The sequence below is a fragment of the Pseudomonas sp. JH-2 genome, from assembly GCF_036231725.1.
In the GTDB taxonomy this organism is placed as follows: domain Bacteria; phylum Pseudomonadota; class Gammaproteobacteria; order Pseudomonadales; family Pseudomonadaceae; genus Pseudomonas; species Pseudomonas delhiensis.
On sequence record NZ_JAZAQP010000075.1, the window covers coordinates 1 to 21989 of the forward strand.

The 21989-nt window shown below is 67.2% G+C and carries 18 protein-coding genes; 10 read left to right on the forward strand and 8 right to left on the reverse strand.

Annotation, left to right across the window (positions count from 1 at the left end; all coding sequences use genetic code 11):
• Nucleotides 1-204 precede the first annotated feature (204 nt).
• The 10 genes from rimP (at nucleotide 205) to VV867_RS29395 (ending at nucleotide 11162) form a co-directional block, all read left to right on the forward strand.
• Nucleotides 205-663 carry a ribosome maturation factor RimP gene (gene rimP / locus VV867_RS29350; protein ID WP_089390234.1) on the forward strand — a complete coding sequence of 153 codons (459 nt, stop codon included), beginning with the start codon at nucleotides 205-207 and terminating at the stop codon, nucleotides 661-663.
• A gap of 46 nt (nucleotides 664-709) precedes the next feature.
• On the forward strand, nucleotides 710-2191 hold the full coding sequence (gene nusA, locus VV867_RS29355; protein WP_089390235.1) for a transcription termination factor NusA: 1482 nt from the start codon (nucleotides 710-712) through the stop codon (nucleotides 2189-2191).
• Between the two features lie 27 nt (nucleotides 2192-2218).
• On the forward strand, nucleotides 2219-4750 hold the full coding sequence (gene infB / locus VV867_RS29360) for a translation initiation factor IF-2 (protein WP_089390236.1): 2532 nt from the start codon (nucleotides 2219-2221) through the stop codon (nucleotides 4748-4750).
• Between the two features lie 105 nt (nucleotides 4751-4855).
• Nucleotides 4856-5245, forward strand: a complete 390-nt coding sequence (gene rbfA / locus VV867_RS29365) for a 30S ribosome-binding factor RbfA (protein ID WP_089390237.1) — start codon at nucleotides 4856-4858, stop codon at nucleotides 5243-5245.
• A gap of 3 nt (nucleotides 5246-5248) precedes the next feature.
• Complete coding sequence (truB, locus tag VV867_RS29370) at nucleotides 5249-6163, forward strand: tRNA pseudouridine(55) synthase TruB (RefSeq protein ID WP_109934567.1); 915 nt, start codon at nucleotides 5249-5251, stop codon at nucleotides 6161-6163.
• Between the two features lie 99 nt (nucleotides 6164-6262).
• Entirely contained in the window at nucleotides 6263-6532 is a 270-nt protein-coding gene (gene rpsO, locus VV867_RS29375; protein WP_009613036.1) for a 30S ribosomal protein S15, read from the forward strand.
• A gap of 167 nt (nucleotides 6533-6699) precedes the next feature.
• Complete coding sequence (gene pnp, locus VV867_RS29380; RefSeq protein ID WP_275628578.1) at nucleotides 6700-8805, forward strand: polyribonucleotide nucleotidyltransferase; 2106 nt, start codon at nucleotides 6700-6702, stop codon at nucleotides 8803-8805.
• Between the two features lie 145 nt (nucleotides 8806-8950).
• Nucleotides 8951-10369, forward strand: a complete 1419-nt coding sequence (locus VV867_RS29385) for a tetratricopeptide repeat protein (RefSeq protein WP_328568294.1) — start codon at nucleotides 8951-8953, stop codon at nucleotides 10367-10369.
• A gap of 195 nt (nucleotides 10370-10564) precedes the next feature.
• Entirely contained in the window at nucleotides 10565-10915 is a 351-nt protein-coding gene (locus VV867_RS29390) for a BON domain-containing protein (RefSeq protein WP_109934570.1), read from the forward strand.
• 49 nt (nucleotides 10916-10964) lie between these two features.
• Nucleotides 10965-11162 carry a CsbD family protein gene (locus VV867_RS29395; protein ID WP_109934571.1) on the forward strand — a complete coding sequence of 66 codons (198 nt, stop codon included), beginning with the start codon at nucleotides 10965-10967 and terminating at the stop codon, nucleotides 11160-11162.
• Nucleotides 11163-11217: 55 nt separating this feature from the next.
• Here VV867_RS29395 and VV867_RS29400 read toward each other — a convergent pair whose 3' ends face one another.
• From VV867_RS29400 to acs, 8 genes are all read right to left on the reverse strand, one after another.
• Complete coding sequence (locus VV867_RS29400; protein ID WP_328568295.1) at nucleotides 11218-12669, reverse strand: rhomboid family intramembrane serine protease; 1452 nt, start codon at nucleotides 12667-12669, stop codon at nucleotides 11218-11220.
• Nucleotides 12670-12728: 59 nt separating this feature from the next.
• A complete protein-coding gene (locus VV867_RS29405) occupies nucleotides 12729-13028 on the reverse strand; it encodes a DUF2845 domain-containing protein (protein ID WP_328568296.1) in 300 nt (99 codons plus the stop codon).
• Between the two features lie 14 nt (nucleotides 13029-13042).
• On the reverse strand, nucleotides 13043-13333 hold the full coding sequence (locus VV867_RS29410; RefSeq protein ID WP_089390245.1) for a DUF2845 domain-containing protein: 291 nt from the start codon (nucleotides 13331-13333) through the stop codon (nucleotides 13043-13045).
• A gap of 11 nt (nucleotides 13334-13344) precedes the next feature.
• Nucleotides 13345-16491, reverse strand: a complete 3147-nt coding sequence (locus VV867_RS29415; RefSeq protein WP_328568297.1) for a DUF748 domain-containing protein — start codon at nucleotides 16489-16491, stop codon at nucleotides 13345-13347.
• Nucleotides 16492-16582: 91 nt separating this feature from the next.
• Complete coding sequence (locus tag VV867_RS29420) at nucleotides 16583-17203, reverse strand: response regulator transcription factor (protein ID WP_089390247.1); 621 nt, start codon at nucleotides 17201-17203, stop codon at nucleotides 16583-16585.
• Between the two features lie 77 nt (nucleotides 17204-17280).
• Complete coding sequence (locus VV867_RS29425) at nucleotides 17281-18459, reverse strand: acetyl-CoA C-acetyltransferase (RefSeq protein ID WP_328568298.1); 1179 nt, start codon at nucleotides 18457-18459, stop codon at nucleotides 17281-17283.
• 117 nt (nucleotides 18460-18576) lie between these two features.
• Nucleotides 18577-19455, reverse strand: coding sequence for an oxygenase MpaB family protein (locus VV867_RS29430; RefSeq protein WP_109935392.1), 879 nt, complete (start codon nucleotides 19453-19455; stop codon nucleotides 18577-18579).
• A gap of 115 nt (nucleotides 19456-19570) precedes the next feature.
• Nucleotides 19571-21508, reverse strand: a complete 1938-nt coding sequence (gene acs, locus VV867_RS29435) for an acetate--CoA ligase (RefSeq protein ID WP_109935393.1) — start codon at nucleotides 21506-21508, stop codon at nucleotides 19571-19573.
• Nucleotides 21509-21989: the final 481 nt, after the last annotated feature.

The window sequence follows — 21989 nt, forward strand, 5'->3', positions numbered from 1 at the left end:
GCGGGATGGAGCAGTCTGGTAGCTCGTCGGGCTCATAACCCGAAGGTCGTTGGTTCAAATCCAGCTCCCGCAACCAGTTATGGCAGAGCCCCTTTTCAGGGGCTTTTTGCTAGCTGGACAGTCCGCGCCGCCGATGCAGGGCGGCCCTTTAGGGATGGGCGTTTCGCCCATTTTTCGTTTCTACGGCATACGCGAGGCGATCAGGTGTCGAGCAAGCTAGAACAGTTGCAGGCCTTGCTGGCCCCTGTGGTAGAGGCGCTCGGCTACGAGTGCTGGGGCCTCGAGTTCCTGTCCCAGGGACGTCATTCCCTGCTGAGGGTCTATATCGACAAGGCCGACGGCATCCTGATCGAGGACTGCGAAAAGGTCAGTCGTCAGGTCAGCGGCGTACTGGACGTCGAAGACCCGATCAGCGGCGAATACACCCTGGAGGTTTCCTCCCCGGGCATGGACCGTCCGCTGTTCACCCTCGAGCAGTTCGCCCGCTACGTTGGCGAGCAAGTGAAGATCAAGCTGCGCGTGCCCTTCGAGCGGCGGCGCAACTTCCAGGGCATCCTCCGCGGTGTGGAGGAGCAGGACGTGGTGGTCCTGGTGGAGGACCACGAATACCTGCTGCCGATCGATTCGATCGATAAGGCCAACATCATTCCCCGATTTGAGTGAGCCGCGGATCAAGCGGATTCCAATGGATTGAAAGGCGAGGCGTACGATGAGCAAAGAAGTACTGCTGGTTGTTGAGTCGGTGTCCAACGAGAAGGGCGTACCGCCCGGCGTGATTTTCGAAGCGCTGGAACTGGCTCTGGCGACCGCCACCAAGAAGCGTTTCGAGGACGAGGTCGACCTGCGCGTGCAGATCAACCGCGCCAACGGCAACTACGACACCTTCCGCCGCTGGACCGTGGTCGAAGACGAGGACTACTCCAACCCGGCCGCCGAGCTGACCGTCGAGGACGTGCAGGAAAGCCATCCGGGCACCAAGGCCGGCGACGTCATCGAAGAGAAGATCGAGTCCATCGAGTTCGGCCGCATCGCCGCCCAGACCGCCAAGCAGGTCATCGTGCAGAAGGTCCGCGAGGCCGAGCGCGCCCAGGTGGTCGACGCCTACCGCGAGAAGGTCGGCGAGATCATCTCCGGCACCGTCAAGAAGGTCACCCGCGACAACGTCATCGTCGACCTGGGCAACAACGCCGAAGCGCTGCTGGCCCGCGACCAGATCATCCCGCGCGAGACCTTCCGCGTCGGCACCCGCGTGCGTGCCCTGCTCAAGGAAATCCGCAGCGAGAACCGCGGCCCGCAACTGGTCCTCTCGCGCACCGCGCCGGAGATGCTGATCGAGCTGTTCCGCATCGAGGTGCCGGAAATCGCCGAGCAGCTGATCGATGTCATGGCCGCCGCCCGGGACCCGGGTTCGCGCGCCAAGATCGCGGTACGCTCCAAGGACAAGCGCATCGACCCGCAGGGCGCCTGCATCGGCATGCGTGGTTCGCGCGTCCAGGCCGTCTCCGGCGAGCTGGGTGGTGAGCGCGTGGATATCGTGCTCTGGGACGACAACCCGGCGCAGTTCGTCATCAACGCCATGGCCCCGGCCGAAGTGGCGGCGATCATCGTCGACGAAGATACCCACACCATGGATATCGCCGTCGCCGAGGACAACCTGGCCCAGGCCATCGGCCGCAGCGGCCAGAACGTCCGCCTGGCCAGCCAGCTGACCGGCTGGACGCTGAACGTGATGACCGAGGCCGACATCCAGGCCAAGCAGCAGGCCGAGACCGGTGACATCCTGCAGCGCTTCGTCGACGAGCTGGATGTCGACGAGGAGCTGGCCCAGGTGCTGGTCGAGGAAGGCTTCACCACCCTGGAAGAAATCGCCTACGTACCGATGGAAGAGATGCTCAACATCGACGGCTTCGACGAGGACATCGTCAACGAGCTGCGCTCGCGCGCCAAGGACCGTCTGTTGACCAAAGCCATCGCGACCGAGGAAAAACTTGCCGACGCGCAACCGGCCGAAGACCTGCTCAGCCTCGATGGCATGACCAAAGAGCTGGCCTTGGACCTGGTGCTGCGTGGCGTAACCACCCGTGAAGATCTTGCCGAGCAGTCGATCGACGACCTGCTCGACATCGACGGCATGGACGAAGAGCGTGCCGGCAAGTTGATCATGGCCGCCCGGGCCCATTGGTTCGAGTAAGCATTCGCGGCCTGAGGAGAGAAATGCATGACGCAAGTCACGGTGAAAGAACTGGCCAAAACGGTCGATACGCCGGTCGAGCGCCTGCTGCAGCAGATGCGCGAGGCGGGCCTGCCGCACAGCAGTGCCGAGCAGGTAGTGACCGACAACGAGAAGCAGGCTCTGCTGGCGCACCTCAAGGGTAGCCATGGCGACCGCCTGGAAGAACCGCGCAAGATCACCCTGCAGCGTAAGACCACTTCCACCCTGCGGGTGGCTGGCAGCAAGACGGTGAGCGTCGAGGTTCGCAAGAAGAAAACCTACGTCAAGCGCAGCCCCGACGAGATCGAGGCCGAGCGTCAGCGCGAGCTGGAAGAGCAGCGCGCCGCCGAAGAGGCCGCTCGCCTGAAGGCAGAGGAAGAGGCCCGTCAGAAGGCCGAGGCCGAAGCCCGCCGTCAGGCCGAGGAAGCGGCCCGTCGCCAGCCTGAACAGGCTCCGCAGCCGGCTGCCCCCGCAGTCGCTGCCGAGGCGCCGGCCGTTGCCGCTGCGGCTGCCGCTCCCGCCGCCGCTCCGGCTGCCGGCGATGAGCGCAAGAAGGAAGCCGAAGTGCGCCGTCCGCCGAAGCGTGGCGAGGAAGACGAGCGTCGTGATCGCAAGCATGCCCAGCATCGCCCGTCGATCAAGGAAAAGGAAAAGACCACTGCTCCGCGCGTTGTCCGCTCCGGCGTGGATGACGATGACAGTTTCGGTCGTCGTGGCGGCGGTCGCGGCAAGTCGAAGCTGAAGAAGCGTAACCAGCACGGGTTCCAGAGCCCGACAGGACCGATTGTGCGCGAAGTGAGTATCGGCGAGACCATCACAGTTGCTGAGCTGGCTCAGCAGATGTCGGTGAAGGGCGCCGAAGTCGTCAAGTTCATGTTCAAGATGGGCACCCCGGTGACCATCAACCAGGTACTCGACCAGGAGACCGCCCAACTGATCGCCGAAGAACTCGGCCACAAGGTCAAGCTGGTCAGCGAGAACGCCCTGGAAGAGCAACTGGCCGAGTCGCTGAAGTTCGAAGGCGAGGCGGTATCCCGTGCGCCGGTGGTGACCGTGATGGGCCACGTCGACCACGGCAAGACCTCGCTGCTCGACTACATCCGTCGCGCCAAGGTGGCCGCGGGCGAAGCCGGTGGCATCACCCAGCACATCGGCGCCTACCACGTGGAAACCGACCGCGGCATGGTCACCTTCCTCGACACCCCCGGCCACGCCGCGTTCACCGCGATGCGTGCCCGTGGTGCCCAGGCGACCGACATCGTCATCCTGGTGGTGGCGGCCGACGACGGCGTGATGCCGCAGACCCAGGAAGCCGTCCAGCACGCGAAAGCCGCTGGCGTGCCGATCGTGGTCGCGATCAACAAGATCGACAAGCCCGACGCCAACCCGGACAACATCAAGAACGGCCTGGCCGCGCTCGACGTGATCCCGGAAGAGTGGGGCGGCGACGCGCCCTTCGTACCGGTCTCGGCGAAGATGGGTACCGGCGTCGACGAACTGCTCGAAGCCGTGCTGCTGCAGGCCGAAGTCCTGGAGCTCAAGGCCACCCCGTCGGCCCCCGGCCGTGGCGTGGTGGTCGAGTCGCGCCTGGACAAGGGCCGTGGCCCGGTGGCCACCGTGCTGGTCCAGGACGGTACCCTGCGCCAGGGCGACATGATCCTCTGCGGCGTCAACTATGGCCGCGTGCGCGCCATGCTCGACGAGAACGGCAAGCCGATCAAGGAAGCCGGCCCGTCCATCCCGGTCGAGATCCTCGGCCTGGACGGCACCCCGGATGCCGGTGACGAAGTGACCGTGGTCGCCGACGAGAAGAAGGCCCGCGAAGTCGCGCTGTTCCGCCAGGGCAAGTTCCGCGAGGTCAAGCTGGCCCGCCAGCAGTCGGCGAAGCTGGAAAACATCTTCGAGAGCATGGGCCAGGAAGAGAAGAAGACCCTCAACATCGTCCTCAAGGCCGACGTTCGGGGTTCCCTGGAAGCCCTGCAGGGCTCGCTCAGCGGCCTGGGCAACGAAGAAGTGCAGGTCCGCGTGGTCGGCGGCGGCGTCGGTGGCATCACCGAGTCCGATGCCAACCTGGCGCTGGCCTCCAACGCGGTGCTGTTCGGCTTCAACGTCCGTGCCGACGCCGGTGCGCGCAAGATCGTCGAGGCCGAAGGCCTGGACATGCGTTACTACAACGTGATCTACGACATCATCGAAGACGTCAAGAAAGCCCTCACCGGCATGCTCGGCAGCGATGTCCGCGAGAACATCCTGGGTATCGCCGAAGTGCGTGACGTGTTCCGTTCGCCGAAGTTCGGCGCGGTCGCCGGCTGCATGGTCACCGAGGGCCTGGTGCACCGCAACCGTCCGATCCGCGTACTGCGCGACGACGTGGTGATCTTCGAGGGCGAGCTGGAATCGCTGCGCCGCTTCAAGGACGACGTTGCCGAAGTCCGTGCCGGCATGGAGTGCGGTATCGGCGTGAAGAGCTACAACGACGTCCGCGTCGGCGACAAGATCGAAGTGTTCGAGAAGGTCGAAGTCGCTCGTACCCTGTAAGGGCAGACGAGCGTAATCGCAGCGCCCGGGCCGGCCATCCGCTGTCCCGGGCGTTTGCCGCTTATTCGTCCGGTGCCTTCGGGCTGCCGGAAGCAGGTTAGGAAAATGGCCAAAGAGTACAGCCGTACCCAGCGTATCGGCGATCAGATGCAGCGCGAACTGGCGCTGCTCATCCAGCGCGAGGTCAAGGACCCGCGCCTGGGCCTGGTGACCATCACCGGCGTCGACGTGGCGCGCGACCTGTCCCACGCCAAGGTGTTCATCACCGTGATGGGGCAGGACGACAATGCCGAGGTGATCAAGCAGAACACCTCGATCCTCAACGACGCCGCCGGTTTCCTGCGCATGCACCTGGGCAAGGCGATGAAGCTGCGCACCGTGCCGCAGCTGCATTTCAGCTACGACGCCAGTATCCGTCGCGGTGCCGAGCTGTCGGCGCTGATCGAGCGGGCGGTGGCCGAAGACCGTCGCCACGGTGGCGGTTCCGAGGAGTAAGGCGTGGCCCAGGTGAAACGTATCCGCCGTGCGGTCGACGGCGTGCTGGTGCTCGACAAGCCGCGCGGCATGAGCTCCAACCAGGCCCTGCAGAAGGTGCGCTGGCTGCTCAACGCCGAGAAGGCCGGGCACACCGGCAGCCTCGACCCCCTGGCCACCGGTGTGCTGCCGCTGTGCTTCGGCGAGGCGACCAAGTTCTCCCAGTACCTGCTCGATGCCGACAAGGGCTACGAGACCCAGGCCCGGCTGGGCGTCACCACCACCACCGGCGACGCCGAGGGCGAGGTGCTCGAGGAGCGCCAGGTGACCGTCGGTCGGGAGGCCCTGGAGGCCGTGCTGCCGCGGTTCCGCGGCGAGATAGAGCAGGTGCCGCCGATGTATTCGGCACTGAAGAAGGACGGCCAGCCGCTGTACAAGCTGGCCCGTGCAGGAGAGGTAGTGGAGCGCGAGGCGCGTTCTGTTACTATTGCGCGCCTGGAACTGCTGGCCTTCGAGGCGCCCTGCGCCACCCTGGCCGTTTCCTGCAGCAAGGGCACCTACATCCGCACCCTGGTCGAGGACATCGGCCGCGAGTTGGGCTGCGGTGCCCATGTGGCCGCACTGCGCCGTACCCAGGCAGGCCCCTTCGGGCTGGCCCAGGCGGTGACGCTGGATGAACTGGTGCAGGCCCACGCCGAGGGCGGCAACGAGGCCCTCGACCGCTTCCTGCTGCCGGTGGATGCCGGCCTGGAACACTGGCCGCTGCTGCAGCTGTCCGAGCACAGCGCCTACTACTGGCTGCATGGGCAGCCGGTACGCGCACCCGAGGCACCGAAGTTCGGCATGCTGCGGGTACAGGATCACGAGGGTCGCTTCATCGGTATCGGTGAGGTGACCGACGACGGGCGTATCGCGCCGCGTCGACTGATTCGGTCGTAAGGCCGGAAACCCGAGGGTGGCTGTCAACAGGCACGGTCACACCTCCTTTATGAACACAGGGAAAAGTCCCTGGCCTGTTACCTCAGAGGAAAGCCCATCATGGCACTGAGCGTCCAAGAGAAAGCCCAGATCGTAAACGAGTACAAGCAAGCTGAAGGCGACACCGGTTCCCCGGAAGTGCAGGTTGCCCTGCTGTCCGCCAACATCAACAAGCTGCAGGACCACTTCAAGGCCAACGGCAAAGACCACCACTCCCGTCGTGGCCTGATCCGCATGGTCAACCAGCGCCGCAAGCTGCTGGACTACCTGAAGAACAAGGACACTGCTCGTTACAGCGCCCTGATCGGTCGCCTGGGCCTGCGTCGCTAAGACGGCAAGCCTGAAGTGGGAAGCTGGGAGTCTGGAGTTGATGGGCGGTGCGAACCGGCCTTCGGCTTCGGGCTCCCGGCTTCTCGCTTTTTAGGGAATGTAATCGGGTCCGACTCCCGGCATTTCCACGATTTCCCCCAAGGCAACTAAGTGAAGGTAAAGACACCGTGAACCCGGTAACCAAGAAATTCCAGTTCGGTCAATCGACCGTAACCCTCGAGACTGGCCGCATCGCCCGCCAGGCCACCGGCGCCGTGCTGGTCAGCATGGACGACGTCACCGTGCTGGTCACCGTCGTGGGCGCCAAGCAGGCCGACCCGAACAAGGGCTTCTTCCCGCTGTCCGTCCACTACCAGGAGAAGACCTACGCAGCCGGCCGCATCCCCGGCGGCTTCTTCAAGCGTGAAGGCCGTCCTTCCGAGAAGGAAACCCTGACCTCGCGCCTGATCGACCGTCCGATCCGCCCGCTGTTCCCCGAAGGCTTCATGAACGAAGTGCAGGTCGTCTGCACCGTCGTTTCCACCGGCAAGAAGACCGATCCGGACATTGCCGCCATGATCGGCACCTCCGCCGCCCTGGCGATCTCCGGCATCCCCTTCGCCGGCCCGATCGGCGCCGCCCGCGTGGGCTTCCACCCGGAAGTCGGCTACATCCTCAACCCGACCTACGAGCAACTGCAGAGCTCCAGCCTCGACATGGTCGTGGCCGGTACCTCCGACGCCGTGCTGATGGTCGAGTCCGAAGCCGACGAGCTGACCGAAGACCAGATGCTGGGCGCCGTGCTGTACGCCCATGAAGAATTCCAGGCGGTCATCCGCGCCGTCGCCGAACTGGCGACCGAAGCCGGCAAGCCGACCTGGAACTGGAGCGCCCCGGCCGAGAACACCGCCCTGGTCAACGCCATCAAGGCCGAGTTCGGTGCTGCGATCTCCGAGGCCTACACCGTTACCATCAAGCAGGACCGCTACGCCGCCCTGGACGCCCTGCGCGAGGAAATCGTCGCCAGGTTCGCCGGCGAAGGCGAAGGCCAGTACCCGGCCAGCGAAGTCAAGGACGTGTTCGGCCTGCTGGAATACCGCACCGTTCGCGAGAACATCGTCAACGGCAAACCGCGTATCGACGGCCGCGACACCCGCACCGTGCGTCCGCTGAAGATCGAAGTCGGCGTACTCGGCAAGACCCACGGTTCGGCCCTGTTCACCCGCGGCGAAACCCAGGCCCTGGTCGTCGCCACCCTCGGCACCGCCCGTGATGCGCAGCTGCTCGACACCCTCGAAGGCGAGCGCAAGGACCCCTTCATGCTGCACTACAACTTCCCGCCGTTCTCGGTGGGCGAGTGCGGCCGCATGGGCAGCCCGGGCCGTCGCGAAATCGGCCACGGCCGCCTGGCCCGCCGTGGCGTCGCCGCCATGCTGCCGGCGCAGGACGAGTTCCCCTACACCATCCGCGTGGTTTCCGAGATCACCGAATCCAACGGTTCCAGCTCCATGGCTTCCGTGTGCGGCGCTTCCCTGGCGCTGATGGACGCCGGCGTGCCGGTCAAGGCGCCGGTTGCCGGTATCGCCATGGGCCTGGTGAAGGAAGGTGACAAGTTCGCCGTCCTGACCGACATCCTGGGTGACGAAGACCACCTGGGCGACATGGACTTCAAGGTCGCCGGTACCGACAAGGGCGTCACCGCCCTGCAGATGGACATCAAGATCAACGGCATCACCGAAGAGATCATGGAGATCGCCCTGGAGCAGGCTCTGGAAGCGCGCCTGAACATCCTCGGCCAGATGAACCAGGTCATCGCCCAGCCGCGCGCCGAGCTGTCGGAAAACGCCCCGACCATGCTGTCGATGAAGATCGATCCGGACAAGATCCGCGACGTCATCGGCAAGGGCGGCGCCACCATCCGCGGCATCTGCGAAGAGACCAAGGCCTCGATCGACATCGAGGACGACGGCAGCGTGAAGATCTACGGCGAGACCAAGGAAGCTGCCGAGGCCGCCAAGCAGCGCGTCCTGGGCATCACCGCGGAAGCCGAGATCGGCAAGATCTACGTCGGCAAGGTCGAGCGCATCGTCGACTTCGGCGCCTTCGTCAACATCCTGCCGGGCAAGGACGGCCTGGTGCACATCTCGCAGATCAGCGACAAGCGCATCGACAAGGTCACCGACGTGCTCAAGGAAGGCGAGGAAGTCAAGGTCCTGGTGCTGGACGTGGACAACCGCGGCCGCATCAAGCTGTCCATCAAGGATGTTGCCGCTGCCGAAGCTTCCGGCGTCTGAGGAACCCCGTCCACGATCTGCCGCGCACCGCGCGAGATCGTGAACAGGTTCCAAGCGGTAGCAAAATGAAAAGAGGGCCCCTTGCGGGCCCTCTTTTTTTGCCTGGACAATGGCGCCTCGCCAGCACGCAAGGAAAGCCAGGCCGATGGACAAGCACTACTGCCACTACTACCAGGCGCAGCCCGCCACCTGGTTCTGCCTGCCGTGCCAGCGGCACTACGGCGACTGCTGCGTGCCGCTGAACGCCGACGTGCCGGAATACGCCCCGGCCTGCCCGCTGTGCCGCAACGGCCTGCAGTACCTGGGCGCGGCCAACAGCGCCCAGCCGTTCTGGGAGCGCCTGCCGAAGTTCTTCGCCTACGCCCTGCAGCCGGGCCCGCTGATGTTCGCCGCGGCGCTGGCCCTGGCCAGCCTGTTCATGCCCAGCGTACTGCTGCTGTGGCTGGCCCTGCTGAGCGTGGCCACCAAGTACCTGCACAGCGTCATCGAGGCTGTCAGCCTGGGCAGCAACGACGCGCCCGGCCTGGGTGAGGCCTTCGACCTCTCCAGCCTGGGCGCCTTCCTGCGCCAGCTGGCGGTGTTCATCGTGGCCGCGGTGCTGCTGTGGCTGGCCGCGGACTTCGACAATCCCTCGCTGTTCTGGGTGGTGAACGTCGCCCTGGTGCTGGTGCTGCCGGCCAGCGTCATCCGCCTGGCCCTGGACAAGAGCCTGGGCTCGGCGCTCAGCCCGGTGGAAGTCGGCCAGGTGATCGGCGCCATGGGTTGGCGCTACCTGATCCTCTGCGTCTTCCTGTTCATCCTCTGGCAATCGCCGAACTACCTGGCCTGGCTGCTCGGCTTCGGCCTGCCCAAGGTGGTGCTGATGCCGGTGCTGGTGGCGCTGCTCGGCTACTTCGGCGTGGTGATGTGCGCGATGATGGGGTACGCCGTGTTCCAGTACCAGGGCGCGCTGGGCTACGCGGTGGCCGGCGACGACGTCGTGGAAGGCTTCCCCGAGGCCGAATGGCGTCGGCGCCGGGCCCTGGCCGAAGCCGAGGTGCGGGTGAAGGAAGGGCAGGGCGGTGCTGCCATGGAGACCCTGGCGGCGGCCCTGCGCCAGGACCCCGAGGACCTGCGCCTGAACGAGCGCTACCACCAGTTGCTGTACGGGCTGAACGAGCGCGACGCCTGCCTGGCCCACCTGGCCCTCTACCTGCCCCTGGCGACGCGGCTGAACCCGCAGCTGGCGGCCAGCGCCCTGCTCAACGCCCGGCAGTTGCAGGCCGACTACCTGCCGGACGACCCGCTGGTGTGCGAGCGCATCGCCGAGGTGCTGCTGCAGCGCCACAAGGCCCGCGAAGCCCTCAGCCTGTTGCGCAACCTGCACCAGCGCTTCCCGCAGTACCCGCAGATTCCGCGGGCCTACCTGATGGCCGCGCGCGGCTTCGCCGAAGGCCTGGGGCAGCTCGAGCCGGCCGGCAAGCTGCTGGCGTTCATCCGCCTGCGCTACCCGGACTCGCCGCTGCTCGCCGAGGTGGCCAGCCTGGAACAGGTGCTGGAGAAGATGGCCCGCCAGGACGGCTAGGGCCATGCAGTTTGCACGGCCAGGCGGGGCCTACTGTGCAAATTGCCCATGTTCCGGTGTCGATCTGTATATATAAGTGATTGAATATTAAGGAGTTTGTTTTTCCGCAAAAGCTGGCCCGGAGCTTGCGATATCCCTTGTGAAACTGCCGCCAGGCATGGTCGCAGTTCCTTGCAAAGTACAGGAGAGATCGCCATGAAACACCGTTTCAGCAAACTGGCCCTGGCCGCTGCCACCGCTACCGCTTTGAGCTTCTCGTTCGCCAACTCGGTGTTCGCGCAACCGACGACCCTCGCTGCGAATGACACCGTGCAGAAGACCGAGGAAGCGGTTTCCGATACCTGGATCACCAGCAAGGTGAAATCCAGCCTGATCGCCAACAAGGACATCAGCGGCACCAGCATCAAGGTGGAAACCAACAAGGGCGTGGTGGCCCTGTCCGGCACGGTCAAGACCGAGGCCGAACGCGACCTGGCGATCCAGACCGCGAAGGGCATCAAGGGTGTCACGGCGGTCTCCGCCGATGGCCTGAAGGCCGTGGACTGATTCATGTGGGCCCGGGTCGCCCCGGGCCCCCCGCGAACGGGAGTCCCCCATGAACACCGATGTGATCAAAGGCAAGTGGAAGCAGCTGTCCGGCACCCTCAAGGAGAAGTGGGGCAAGCTGACCGACGACGACCTGAAGGTGGCGGACGGACATGCCGAATACCTGGTCGGCAAGCTGCAGGAGCGTTACGGCTGGAGCCGTGACCGCGCCGAGCAGGAAGTGCGCGACTTCAGCGACCGCCTGTAACGCCGGGCGGCTTCGCACCAGGCCCCGTCGGCGCAAGCTGGCGGGGCCTTTTTCGTCAGCGCGCCAGCTGCTCCTGGTAGAGCGCCAGCTGGCGCGTCTGCTCGGCCTCGGGGTAGCGCTGGCGAAGGAACTGCGCCAGTTCGCGCAGGCCCTGGCTGTCGCGCTGGGCGCCGAGGCGCTTGGCCAGTTGCAGCGTCATCTGCGGGAGTTGCGCCGGGTGCTGGCCGTTTTTCGCCAGGCGCCGCCAGGCCCCCAGGGCCCGCGGTCCGTCCTCCAGCTGCAGGAGCCTCTGCAGCAGGTGCAGTTGCACCACGGGGTGGGCCAGCTGGCGCTGTTTCTCCCCGGCGCTGTCGTCGGCCAGGCGGCGCAGCAGGCCGGCGGCCTCGTTCGGCGGCAGGGCGAACAATTGCTTGAGCACGGCGCCGAGCAGCGCGGCGTCCTGGCGGGACACGGCCACGCCGTACAGGCGCTCCACCAGCAGCAGGCGCCCGGGGTGGCGCAGCAGCAGCTCCTGCCCGCGGCTCGCCGCCTGGTCCAGGGCGAAGCGGCCGATCAGCGCATCCAGCGCCGCCAGGTCGCGCTTGAAGGCGGCGTCCGGGTCTTCCTTGGCCAGGTAGGCCTCGTCCACCTCCAGGCGCCCGAAGCGGCGCGGCAGCCACACCAGCAGGAAGCCCGAGGCCAGGCCGCCGAGGTGGGCGTAGTAGTTGACGTGGTCGGCGGCGCGCAGCAGGCCGTAGAGCTCCTTGCCCATCCACAGCGGCAGTATCCACAGCGCCGGCGCGCTGAAGTAGCCGAGCAGCGGCCCCAGCCAGTAGAAGAAGCGGATGCGCCGCAGCCCGTACACGCCGATGTACATGCCCATGAGCCCGGAGATGGCGCCGGAGGCGCCGATGCCGGTGACCCACACCGGGTCCAGCGCCCACCACAGCAGGCCGGAGCAGAGCCCGCTGACCAGGTACAGGGCCAGGTACTTGAGACGGCCCAGGGCGATTTCCAGGGCGAAGCCGAAGATGAACAGGAACACCATGTTGCCGGCCAGGTGCCAGAAGTCGCCGTGCAGGAACATGGAGCCGAACAGCCCCTGCAGGCTGAACTGCGCGGGGATGAAGCCGAAGCGCAGCGAACTCAGGCGGTCGCGCGCGGCCTCGGCGCTGGCCCGCGCCGATTGCCAGGCCGGGTCCTGCTGGAAGGCCGGCTGGCCGCGCAGCTCATGGCCGAACTCCAGGTCGCGGAGGATCAGCCAGGCCAGGTCCTGGCGGCGCAGGCCCTCGATGGCGCGCTTCTGGTTGTCGTCCAGCTTCTCGCGGCGCGCCAGCGACTCGCCGAACAGCGCACGCTCGCGGCCCAGCAGGTCCAGCTCCAGGTAGACGCCCACGGCCTGTTCCTGGCGGGCCCGGTCGCCACCCTGGTAGACGAAGAAGATCAGGCAGTTGAGCAGGATCAGCAGCAGCGTCACCAGCGGCGGCTTCTTCCAGTCCAGCGGGTGTTCGGCGGGCACGATGAGCATGGGCGACCTGTCCTTGGCGGTGATGGCGCGAGACTATCACCGGCATCGGGCGCTGTCTGTCAGTTGCTGCGCTTGCTCTGGATGGCGTCGATGCGGTTGCCGCGGAAGCGCACGAAATACAGCATGCCGTTCCAGGGGCCGTAGATCCATTCCTCCACCCGCACCTCCTCGCGCTGGCCCCAGTCGCCGACGACGATGCGGTTGCCCAGGTAGGAGCGGTCCACTGGCTGGCCGCAGCGCTCGAGCACGTCGCCGGTGGTGTCGCCGCTGCTGATCAGGCGGCTGCCGCAGCGCAAGCTGTCGGCCTGCGCCGTGGCGGCGAGCAGCAGCAGGGGGAGGGCGAGGAGGCTGGGGCGCATGCGGGCTCCGCGGGTCAGTCGCGCTTGAATTCGATGCGCTTCAGGCGGTTGGCTTCGAAGGTGAGGATGTAGGTGGCGCCGTTGCGCGGGCCGTACACCCATTCCTCGACCTTGAACTCGCGGCGATCGTAGCCGCCCAGGGTGTAGCCGACGTCGTCGCGGTGGTCCGGCGCGCCGCACTTCTGCTCCACTTCCCAGGCGCGGTCGCCGACGCTGACCAGGGCGCTGCCGCAGCGCATGCTGTCGGCCCGGGCGGTGGCGCTGGCCAGCAGCAGGGCGGCGGCCAGCAGGGGCAGGAACTTCATCGGGGCTCGCCTCATTCGCTGTCGAGATGGAGCTGGGTGACGACCTCGCCGCCCTTTTCCACCTCGGCCTGGCTGACGTCGATCAGGTAGATGCGATCATCCCCCAGGCCGCCCTTGGTGACCAGATAGTCCTTGATGTGCGCGCCGCGCTCCTGGGCCAGCTTGCGCAACAGCAGCTGGCTGCCGCTCCAGGAGTCGAGCACCGCCTGGCGCAGCTTGGCGGTGCGCTCGTCCTTGTCCAGCTGCTGCCACTCGGCTGGCGGCTGTTTCTTCAGGCGCGTGCGGTAGATGCCTTCGAGCAGGGCCGGCTGCAGGTCTTCCGGCACCTCCAGTTGGCTGGCGTCGCTGGGCACCTTGTCGCCGCGGCGCTGCAGCATCTTGTAGTAGTTGCTGCGGAATTCCTGCTGCAGGCGCTGCTCGGCCAGCAGCGGGCCGTCGGCCGCGGCGGCGCTGACCCCTTCGACTTCCAGTTTCAGCGCCGGGCGCTGCTTGAGCGCGCCGGCGAGCTTGTCGAGGTTGCCCTGGGCGGCGGGCGTCAGCTCGCTGGAGCCGGCGGCGAAGGGCACGTTGCCCAGGTCCTCGTCGCCACCGCCGGCGGCCAGGCCGGCGATGAACTTGAAGGGCGCCTGCACGGCGCGCAGAACCAGGTTGCGCAGGGTCTGCCAGACGATGGGCATGACGCTGAACTGCGGGTTGTTCAGGTCGCCTTCCACCGGCAGCTGGATGTCGATGTTGCCGTTGGTGTCCTTGAGCAGGGCCACCGCCAGTTTCACCGGCAGGTCGACGGCGTCGGGGCTGTCGACCTTCTCGCCCAGCTGCAGGTGTTCCACCAGCACCTTGTTGTCGGCCTTCAGCTGGCCCTTGGTGATCTGGTAGTGCAGGTCGAGGTTGAGCCGGCCCTTGCGGATGCGGTAGCCGGCGAACTTGCCGGAGTAGGGCGTCAGGGTGGTCAGCTCGACGCGCTTGAAGCTGGTGGCGATGTCCAGTTTCTCCAGCGGCGAGAAGGGGTTGAGGCTGCCCTTGATGGTCACCGGGGCGTACTTGTCGACCTTGCCCTTGATGTCGACGCTGGCCGGCTGCGGGTTGCGGTTGTCGAGGGTGCCGATCTCGCCGCCCAGCTGCTGGATGGCGGTGGCGAAGTCCGGGCGCAGGGTCAGGTCGGCGAAGTTGGCCGAGCCGTCGTTGATGCGGATGCCGCCGATGTGGATGCCCAGGGGCTTGTCGCTGCCAGCCTTAGCCGGGCTGGCGGGGCCCTTGGCCGTCGGCTGTTCGGGCTGGGCGATGATCAGCTCGCTGACGTTGGTGCTGCGGTCCTCGTTGATGATGAAGCGCGCGTAGGGCTGCTCGAAGGACAGGCTCTGGATCACCAGGCTGTCGCCATGCTTGTAGGCCAGCCCGTCGAGGGTGAGCTTCTGCCATTTGACGAAGTCGCGGCTCTTGAGGGTGTCCAGGGTGTGCAACTGGCTGACCTCGGCGCTGCCGCCGACGCTGAAGGCCAGCGGCTCGGTGCTCTTGAGGTCGACGTCGAGCTTGCTGGCGAGGAAGCCGCTGCGCAGTTCCAGGCGGATGAAGGGCTCGAGGTACGACTGCGCCAGGCGCAGGTCGATGTCGCGGGTGGCGACCTTGAGTCTGGCGCTGACCGGGTTGGGGGTGACGCTGCCGCTGGCCTCGATCTGCCCGCGGTTGCCGATGCCGGTCTTCAGGCGCAGTTGCAGGGCCTGGGTCAGCGAGCTGTCGACGTCCTGCAGGTCGAGGTCCAGCGGGCCGACGTCCAGGGCCACCGGCTTGGCCGGCACGCGGTCGGCCAGGTGCACCTTGTAGCCGCGCAACTGGGTGTCGCGCAGCACCACGTGCCAGGGTTTCTGCGGCTCGGTCGGCTTGGCCGGCTCCGGCGGCGGGCTTGCCGGCTTGTCGGCGGCGGCCGCAGCCTGGTCGGCTTGGGCTTGGGCTTGGGCTTGGGCTTGGGCTTGGGCTTGGGCTTGGGCTTGGGCTTGGGCTTGGGCTTGGGCTTCAGGCTTGGCCTCGGGTTTCGCCGCGGCCCGGGTTTCGGTTTTGTCCGCCGGGGCAGCGGGCTCGGGTTTCGCCGCGGCATCGGCTGCGGGCGCCGGCGGTTCGGCGGGGGCCGGGCTGGGCGCCGGCTTGCGCGCGGGCTTCTGGAAGTCGGCGAAGAGCTTCTGCCAGTCGAGCTGGCCGTCCTTCTCGCGGGCGGCCCAGGTTTCCAGGCCCTGGCTGCGGATCTGGCCGACCGCCACTTCGCGCTTGGCCAGGTCCATGCTGGTCTCGGCCACGTCGAGGCTGGCCAGGGTGACCAGCGGCTTGCCGGCCGGGCTCTTCAGGTCGAGGTCGCGCAGGTTGGCGCTGGTCTTCTCCAGCAGCAGCTGGGTGTCCTTGCTCAGGTCGAGCTTGTAGTCGGTGGCGACGCTGAGGATGCCTTTCTGCAGTTCCAGCGGAACGTTGTCGCGCACGTAGGGCCACCAGGCCTTGAGCGGGATGCCCTGGATCGACAGGCTGCCGCTGGAGGCGAGCGGGGTCAGGCTGAGGTCGCCCTTCCAGTCGAGCTTGCCGCCGTGCGGGCCGGTGCCGCTGAGGGTCATCTGCGCGCCGCTGTCGGGCAGGGTGCTGAGGTTGTTCAGCTCGAAGCCCAGCGGGTCGAAGACGAAGTCCACCTGCTCGCTCGGGCGGTTGTCCTGGAAGTGCACGCTGCCCTGGCTCAGGGCGATGCGCTGGATGCGCAGCGGGAAAGGCTTGCTGTCCGGCTGCTCGGGCTGCGGCTGGCTGGGCGGCAGCTTGAACAGGCGGGTGAGGTTGAGGCTGCCGTCCTCGGCGAACACCACTTCGCCATGGGGCTTGTCCAGTTGCACGTCGGCCAGGTGCAGCTGGCGCGTCCACAGGCTGTCCAGCTCGAGGTTGGCGTAGAGCCGCTCGAAGGCCACCTGCTCCTGGCCCGGCGCGCCGATGCGCAGGCCCCAGACGTTCAGCTCCAGGCTGAAGGGGTTCAGTTCGATGCGCTCGATGTGCGCCGGCACGGTGGCGTACTGGGCCAGTTGCTGGTTGGCCAAGCGCAGGGCGATGCCGGGGAGTATCAGGAAGCCCAGCAGGCAATAGAGGAGGAACAGCAGCACCAGGGTGCCGATCGCGCGAATCAATCCTTTGGGCATAGCGGGAGTCGTCTTCCGTCGTGGCGTACCCTCGGAGTATGGCACGCGTGCAAAGTTCAAAATCCTGAGCCGTGGCAGTCGGTCGCGGCGATCAGGCCTGCAGGTTGTGCTGGCGGGCGAACTCCACCAGGTCCACCAGGCTGCTCAGTTGCAGTTTCTCGAGGATGCGCGTCTTGTAGGTGCTGACGGTCTTCTGGCTGAGGAACAGTTCCTCGGCGATCTGCTTGTTGCTCAGGCCGCGCACCAGGCTGCGCAGCACCACCAGCTCGCGCGGGGTGAGCATCGCCACCGGGTCGTCGCCGGGCTGCCCGGGCGCGCCCAGGGGGCGCTCGGGGAAGCAGCGGTAGCCGGCGACCAGCATGCGCGCGGCGTTGAGGATGGCCGCGGTGTCCTTGTTCTTGCTGACGAAGCCGTGCCCGCCGGCGGCCTCCACGCGCCCGGCGTAGAGGCGCTCGTCCTGGGAGCTGAGCACCAGCAGGCGGATGTTCTCGTCGAAGATGTGCACCCGCGCCAGCAGGTCCATGCCGTCCATGCCCGGCAGGTTGAGGTCGAGGATGACCAGGTCGGGCTTTTGCTGGCGCACCAGGTTGAGCCCGGCGTTGCCGTCGTCGGCCTCGCCGACGATTTCGAACTGGGGGTCCTGGGCGAGCAGGGAGCGGATCGCCAGGCGCATGGCCGGGTGATCCTCCACCACGATGACGCGTTTGTTCATGGGCAATCCTTGAAGGCGCGATCCGCCCAATGAAGATAGCCCAGTTGGCGCGACCGTGCGGCCGCGCCCGGCGAGGTTCAGCGCTCCAGGGCCAGCGCGACGCCCTGGCCGCCGCCGATGCAGAGGGTGGCGAGGCCCTTCTTCGCATCGCGGCGGAGCATTTCGTGCAGCAGGGTGACCAGCACGCGGCAGCCCGAGGCGCCGATGGGGTGGCCCAGGGCGATGGCGCCGCCGTTGACGTTGACCCTGGCGGCGTCCCAGCCCAGCTCCTGGCCTACCGCCAGGGCCTGTGCGGCGAAGGCTTCGTTGGCCTCGATCAGGTCCAGCTCGGCGATCTGCCAGCCGGCCTTGTCCAGGCAACGGCGGGTGGCGGACACCGGGCCGATGCCCATGATCGCCGGGTCGACGCCGGCATTGGCGTAGGCGGCGATGCGCGCCAGCACCGGCAGGCCCAGCTCGGCGGCCTTGGCGGCACTCATCAGCAGCACGGCGGCGGCGCCGTCGTTGAGCGTGGACGCATTGCCGGCGGTGACGCTGCCGTCCTTCCTGAAGGCCGGCTTGAGCTTGCCCAGGGCCTCGGCGCTGGTGCCGGCGCGGACCTGCTCGTCGACGGCGAAGCGCAGCGGCTCGCCCTTGCGCTGGGGAATCTCGATGGGGGTGATCTCCGCCTCGAAGCGCCCGGCGGCGATGGCCTCGGCGGCCTTGCGCTGGGACTCGGCGGCGAAGGCGTCCTGCGCTTCGCGGCTGATGCCGTACTTGTCCACCAGGTTCTCGGCGGTGATGCCCATGTGGTAGTCGTTGAAGGCGTCCCACAGGCCGTCGACGATCATGCTGTCGAGCAGCTGCGCATGGCCCATGCGCAGGCCGGTGCGGGCCTTGGGCAGCACGTAGGGCGACAGGCTCATGTTCTCCTGGCCGCCGGCGATGACCACCTCGGCATCACCGCAGCGGATGGCCTGGGCCGCCAGGTGCAGGGCCTTCAGGCCCGAGCCGCAGACCTTGTTGACGGTCATCGCCGGTACGCTGTTCGGCAGGCCGGCGGCGATGGCGGCCTGGCGCGCGGGGTTCTGCCCGGCGCCGGCGGTGAGGGTCTGGCCGAGGATGACTTCGTCGACCGCCTCGGGGGCCACGCCGGTCTGCTCGAGCAGGCGGCGGATCACCGCGGCGCCCAGTTCATGGGCCGGCAGGGCCGACAGGGAACCCTGGAAGCTGCCGATGGCGGTGCGGGTGGCAGCGACTATGACGACATCTTGCATGACACGAATCCTCAGCATGGGGCGGCGCGGGCCGCGGCGAACGAACCGGCATGGTTGCACAGCCCGTGCGTGGCGGGCCACTCCTCGAACCGGGTGGTCAGGCGCCGACCCCGAGGGTCAGCGCAGCGGCGGCAGGCCCATGCGCCGGCGCGCGCGGTGCAGCGAGCCGTTGCGCACCGCCCAGCGCAGCAGCGGCACGCTGCGCTTCACGCTGGCGCGGATCAGCTGGCGCTGCAGCGGGCGCAGGGAGAAGCCGAGCATGTCGGCGGCCCAGTCCGGCAGCAGGTCGATGCCGGCGCGCATCATCAGGGCGCTGAAGGGCCTGGCCAGGGAGCTGGGCGCCGGGGCGTCGAGCAGTACCTCGACCACGTCGCGGGTGCGCTCGTTGTAGCGCAACCGGGGGCGCATGCGTTCCAGGTACTCGGCCACCTCCTGGCGCGAGCGCGGCACGTCGCGGGCGCCCAGGCGCTCGGCGACCAGGGCGATCTCGTCGTAGTAGCGGTCCTGCTCGCTGCCGGGCAGGTCGGGGTTCAGGTAGCGCAGGTGCGACTTGAGGAAGCAGCTGACCTCGGCGACGTGCACCCAGGTCAGCAGGTCCGGGTCGCTGGCCGCGTAGGTCGTGCCGTCGGGCAGGGTGCCGCTGACGCCGTCGTGGATGCGCCGCACCCGGGCGATCAGCTTCTCGGCGTCGGCCACCGAGCCGTAGGTGGTGGTGGAGATGAACTGGCCGGTGCGGCGCAGGCGCCCGAGCATGTCGGCGCGGAAGTTGGAGTGGTCCCACACGCCGCCCAGGGCGGCGGGGTGGAGCATCTGCAGGAGCAGGGCGCTGATGCCGCCGATGAGCATGGAGCTGAAGTCGCCATGGACCTTCCAGCAGGCCGAGTCGGGGCCGAACAGCCCCGGGTCGCCCTTGGGGGATTCGAAGTCGACGCCCCCGAGGGCGAGTCCGGTCAGGCTCAGGACCTGGCTTTCGATATGACGGCGAACGGTTTCCATGGCGACGAGCTGCAAGCCTCAAGCGTCAAGCTACAAGTGGTGCACACCATAAGCTTAACCGCAGGCACCCTGCCTTGCAGCTTGCAGCTTGCAGCTTGCAGCTTGCAGCTGCTCCTCACCTATTGATGCGATTGTCGATCAGCCCCTGGACCACGCCGGGGTCGGCGAGGGTCGAGGTGTCGCCGAGGTTGTCCAGCTCGTTGCAGGCGATCTTGCGCAGGATGCGCCGCATGATCTTGCCCGAACGGGTCTTCGGCAGGCCCGGCGCCCACTGCAGCACCTCCGGCTTGGCGAAGCTGCCGATCTCCTTGCTGACCAGCGCCAGCAGCTCCTGCTTCAATTCGTCGCTGGGCTCGGTGCCGTTCATCGGCGTGACGAAGGCGTAGATGCCCTGGCCCTTGAGGTCGTGGGGGTAGCCCACCACCGCGGCCTCGGCGATGCCGTCGTGCAGCACCAGGGCGCTTTCCACCTCGGCGGTGCCGATGCGGTGGCCGGAGACGTTGATCACGTCGTCGACGCGCCCGGTGATCCAGTAGTAGCCGTCCTCGTCGCGGCGCGCGCCGTCGCCGGTGAAGTAGTAGCCGGGGTAGGGCTTGAAGTAAGTGTCGACCATGCGCTGGTGGTCGCCGTAGATGCTGCGGATCTGGCTCGGCCAACTGGCCTTGATGGCCAGCACGCCGGCGCCGGGGCCGTCGATCTCCTTGCCCTGTTCGTCCAGCAGCACCGGCTGCACGCCGAAGAACGGCAGGGTCGCCGAGCCGGGCTTGAGGGAGGTGGCGCCGGGCAGCGGGGTGATGAGGATGCTGCCGGTCTCGGTCTGCCACCAGGTGTCGACGATCGGGCAGCGGGTCTCGCCGACCACGTGGTAGTACCACTCCCAGGCTTCCGGGTTGATCGGCTCGCCCACCGAGCCGAGCAGGCGCAGGCTGGCGCGCGAGGTTTTCTTCACCGGCTCCTCGCCTTCGCGCATCAGGGCGCGGATGGCAGTGGGCGCGGTGTAGAAGATGTTCACCTGGTGCTTGTCGATCACCTGCCAGAAGCGCGAGGCGTCCGGGTAGCTGGGCACGCCTTCGAACATCAGGGTGGTGGCGCCGTTGGCCAGCGGGCCGTAGACGATGTAGCTGTGCCCGGTGACCCAGCCGACGTCGGCGGTGCACCAGTAGATGTCACCCTCGTGGTAGTCGAACACGTACTTGTGCGTCATGGCCGCGCCCAGCAGGTAGCCGCCGGTGGTGTGCAGCACGCCCTTGGGCTTGCCGGTGGAGCCGGAGGTGTAGAGGATGAACAGCGGGTCCTCGGCGTCCATGGGCTCCGGCGGGCAGTCCTCGCTGGCGCCGTGCAGGACCTCGTGGTACCAGAGGTCGCGGCCCTCGACCCAGGGCACCTTGCCCTGGGTGCGCTGCACCACCACCACGGTGGAGACGTTCGGGCAGTCCTGCAGGGCCTTTTCCACGTTCTGCTTGAGCGGGATGTACTTGCCGCCGCGCACGCCCTCGTCGGCGGTGATCACGGTGCGGCAGTCGGCGTCGAGGATGCGGTCGCGCAGGGAATCCGGCGAGAAGCCGCCGAACACCACCGAGTGGATGGCGCCGATGCGCGCGCAGGCCAGCATGGCGTAGGCCGCCTCGGGGATCATCGGCATGTAGATGCACACCCGGTCGCCCTTCTCCACGCCGCGGCTCTTGAGCACGTTGGCCAGGCGGCAGACGTGGCTGTGCAGCTTGCGGTAGGTGATGTGGGCGGACTCGGCGGGGTTGTCGCCTTCCCAGATGATGGCGACCTGTTCGCCGCGCTGTTCCAGGTGGCGGTCGATGCAGTTGTAGGCGACGTTGAGCTGGCCGCCCTTGAACCAGCTGGCCTGGCCACGGGCCAGGTCGCCGTGGTGCACGGAGTGCCAGGGCTTGAACCAGTCGAGCAGGGCCCTGGCCTGTTCGCCCCAGAACACGTCCGGTTGTTCGATGGATTGGCGGTAGAGGCGCTGGTAGTCCTCCTCGTCGAGGTAGGCACGCTGGCGAACGGCGTCCGGCACCGGGTGAGCGGTGATTTCGAACATGACGATATCCTTGTTGTTGTGATGTCTTGGTAAGGCGTCTGGCTCAAGACTGGGCCAATGCGCGGCCCGGTTCAAGCCTTGGAGGGATGGCCGGCATTTCGGCCGGGGGCGCGTAGGGCGGATAACGCCTACGGCGTTATCCGCCGTTTGGCCTTGGTTCCCGGCGGCCCCGGGGTTGACCTGGGCGTTGGCTGTGGCCTCGGTGCATTGGCGGATAACCGCGAACGGTTATGCGCCCTACGCGGGATATGCCATGCCTCCCGGCGCGCTCCAACTGCGCCGAGGTGCTTTGCGTAGGATGGGTTGAGCCTTGGCGAAACCCATGCGGTCATGGCGATGGGTATCGCTTCGCTCCACCCATCCTACGAGAAGCCATGCCTCCCGGCGGATTGTAGGAGCGAGCTTGAACCGGTCAAGAAATTTTGGACACCGCTTTAGGTTCATGCTGCTGCCTTGAGCTTTTCCTCCATGGCTACCGGGG

Excerpts from the sequence above, each read along its gene's own strand:
- nusA (WP_089390235.1), top strand. The coding sequence starts at position 710 with ATGAGCAAAGAAGTACTGCTGGTTGTTGAGTCGGTGTCCAACGAGAAG.
- infB (WP_089390236.1), top strand. The coding sequence starts at position 2,219 with ATGACGCAAGTCACGGTGAAAGAACTGGCCAAAACGGTCGATACGCCG.
- rbfA (WP_089390237.1), top strand. The coding sequence starts at position 4,856 with ATGGCCAAAGAGTACAGCCGTACCCAGCGTATCGGCGATCAGATGCAG.
- rpsO (WP_009613036.1), top strand. The coding sequence starts at position 6,263 with ATGGCACTGAGCGTCCAAGAGAAAGCCCAGATCGTAAACGAGTACAAG.
- VV867_RS29385 (WP_328568294.1), top strand. The coding sequence starts at position 8,951 with ATGGACAAGCACTACTGCCACTACTACCAGGCGCAGCCCGCCACCTGG.
- VV867_RS29390 (WP_109934570.1), top strand. The coding sequence starts at position 10,565 with ATGAAACACCGTTTCAGCAAACTGGCCCTGGCCGCTGCCACCGCTACC.
- VV867_RS29395 (WP_109934571.1), top strand. The coding sequence starts at position 10,965 with ATGAACACCGATGTGATCAAAGGCAAGTGGAAGCAGCTGTCCGGCACC.
- VV867_RS29400 (WP_328568295.1), bottom strand. The coding sequence starts at position 12,669 with ATGCTCATCGTGCCCGCCGAACACCCGCTGGACTGGAAGAAGCCGCCG.
- VV867_RS29405 (WP_328568296.1), bottom strand. The coding sequence starts at position 13,028 with ATGCGCCCCAGCCTCCTCGCCCTCCCCCTGCTGCTGCTCGCCGCCACG.
- VV867_RS29410 (WP_089390245.1), bottom strand. The coding sequence starts at position 13,333 with ATGAAGTTCCTGCCCCTGCTGGCCGCCGCCCTGCTGCTGGCCAGCGCC.
- VV867_RS29415 (WP_328568297.1), bottom strand. The coding sequence starts at position 16,491 with ATGCCCAAAGGATTGATTCGCGCGATCGGCACCCTGGTGCTGCTGTTC.
- VV867_RS29420 (WP_089390247.1), bottom strand. The coding sequence starts at position 17,203 with ATGAACAAACGCGTCATCGTGGTGGAGGATCACCCGGCCATGCGCCTG.
- VV867_RS29425 (WP_328568298.1), bottom strand. The coding sequence starts at position 18,459 with ATGCAAGATGTCGTCATAGTCGCTGCCACCCGCACCGCCATCGGCAGC.
- VV867_RS29430 (WP_109935392.1), bottom strand. The coding sequence starts at position 19,455 with ATGGAAACCGTTCGCCGTCATATCGAAAGCCAGGTCCTGAGCCTGACC.
- acs (WP_109935393.1), bottom strand. The coding sequence starts at position 21,508 with ATGTTCGAAATCACCGCTCACCCGGTGCCGGACGCCGTTCGCCAGCGT.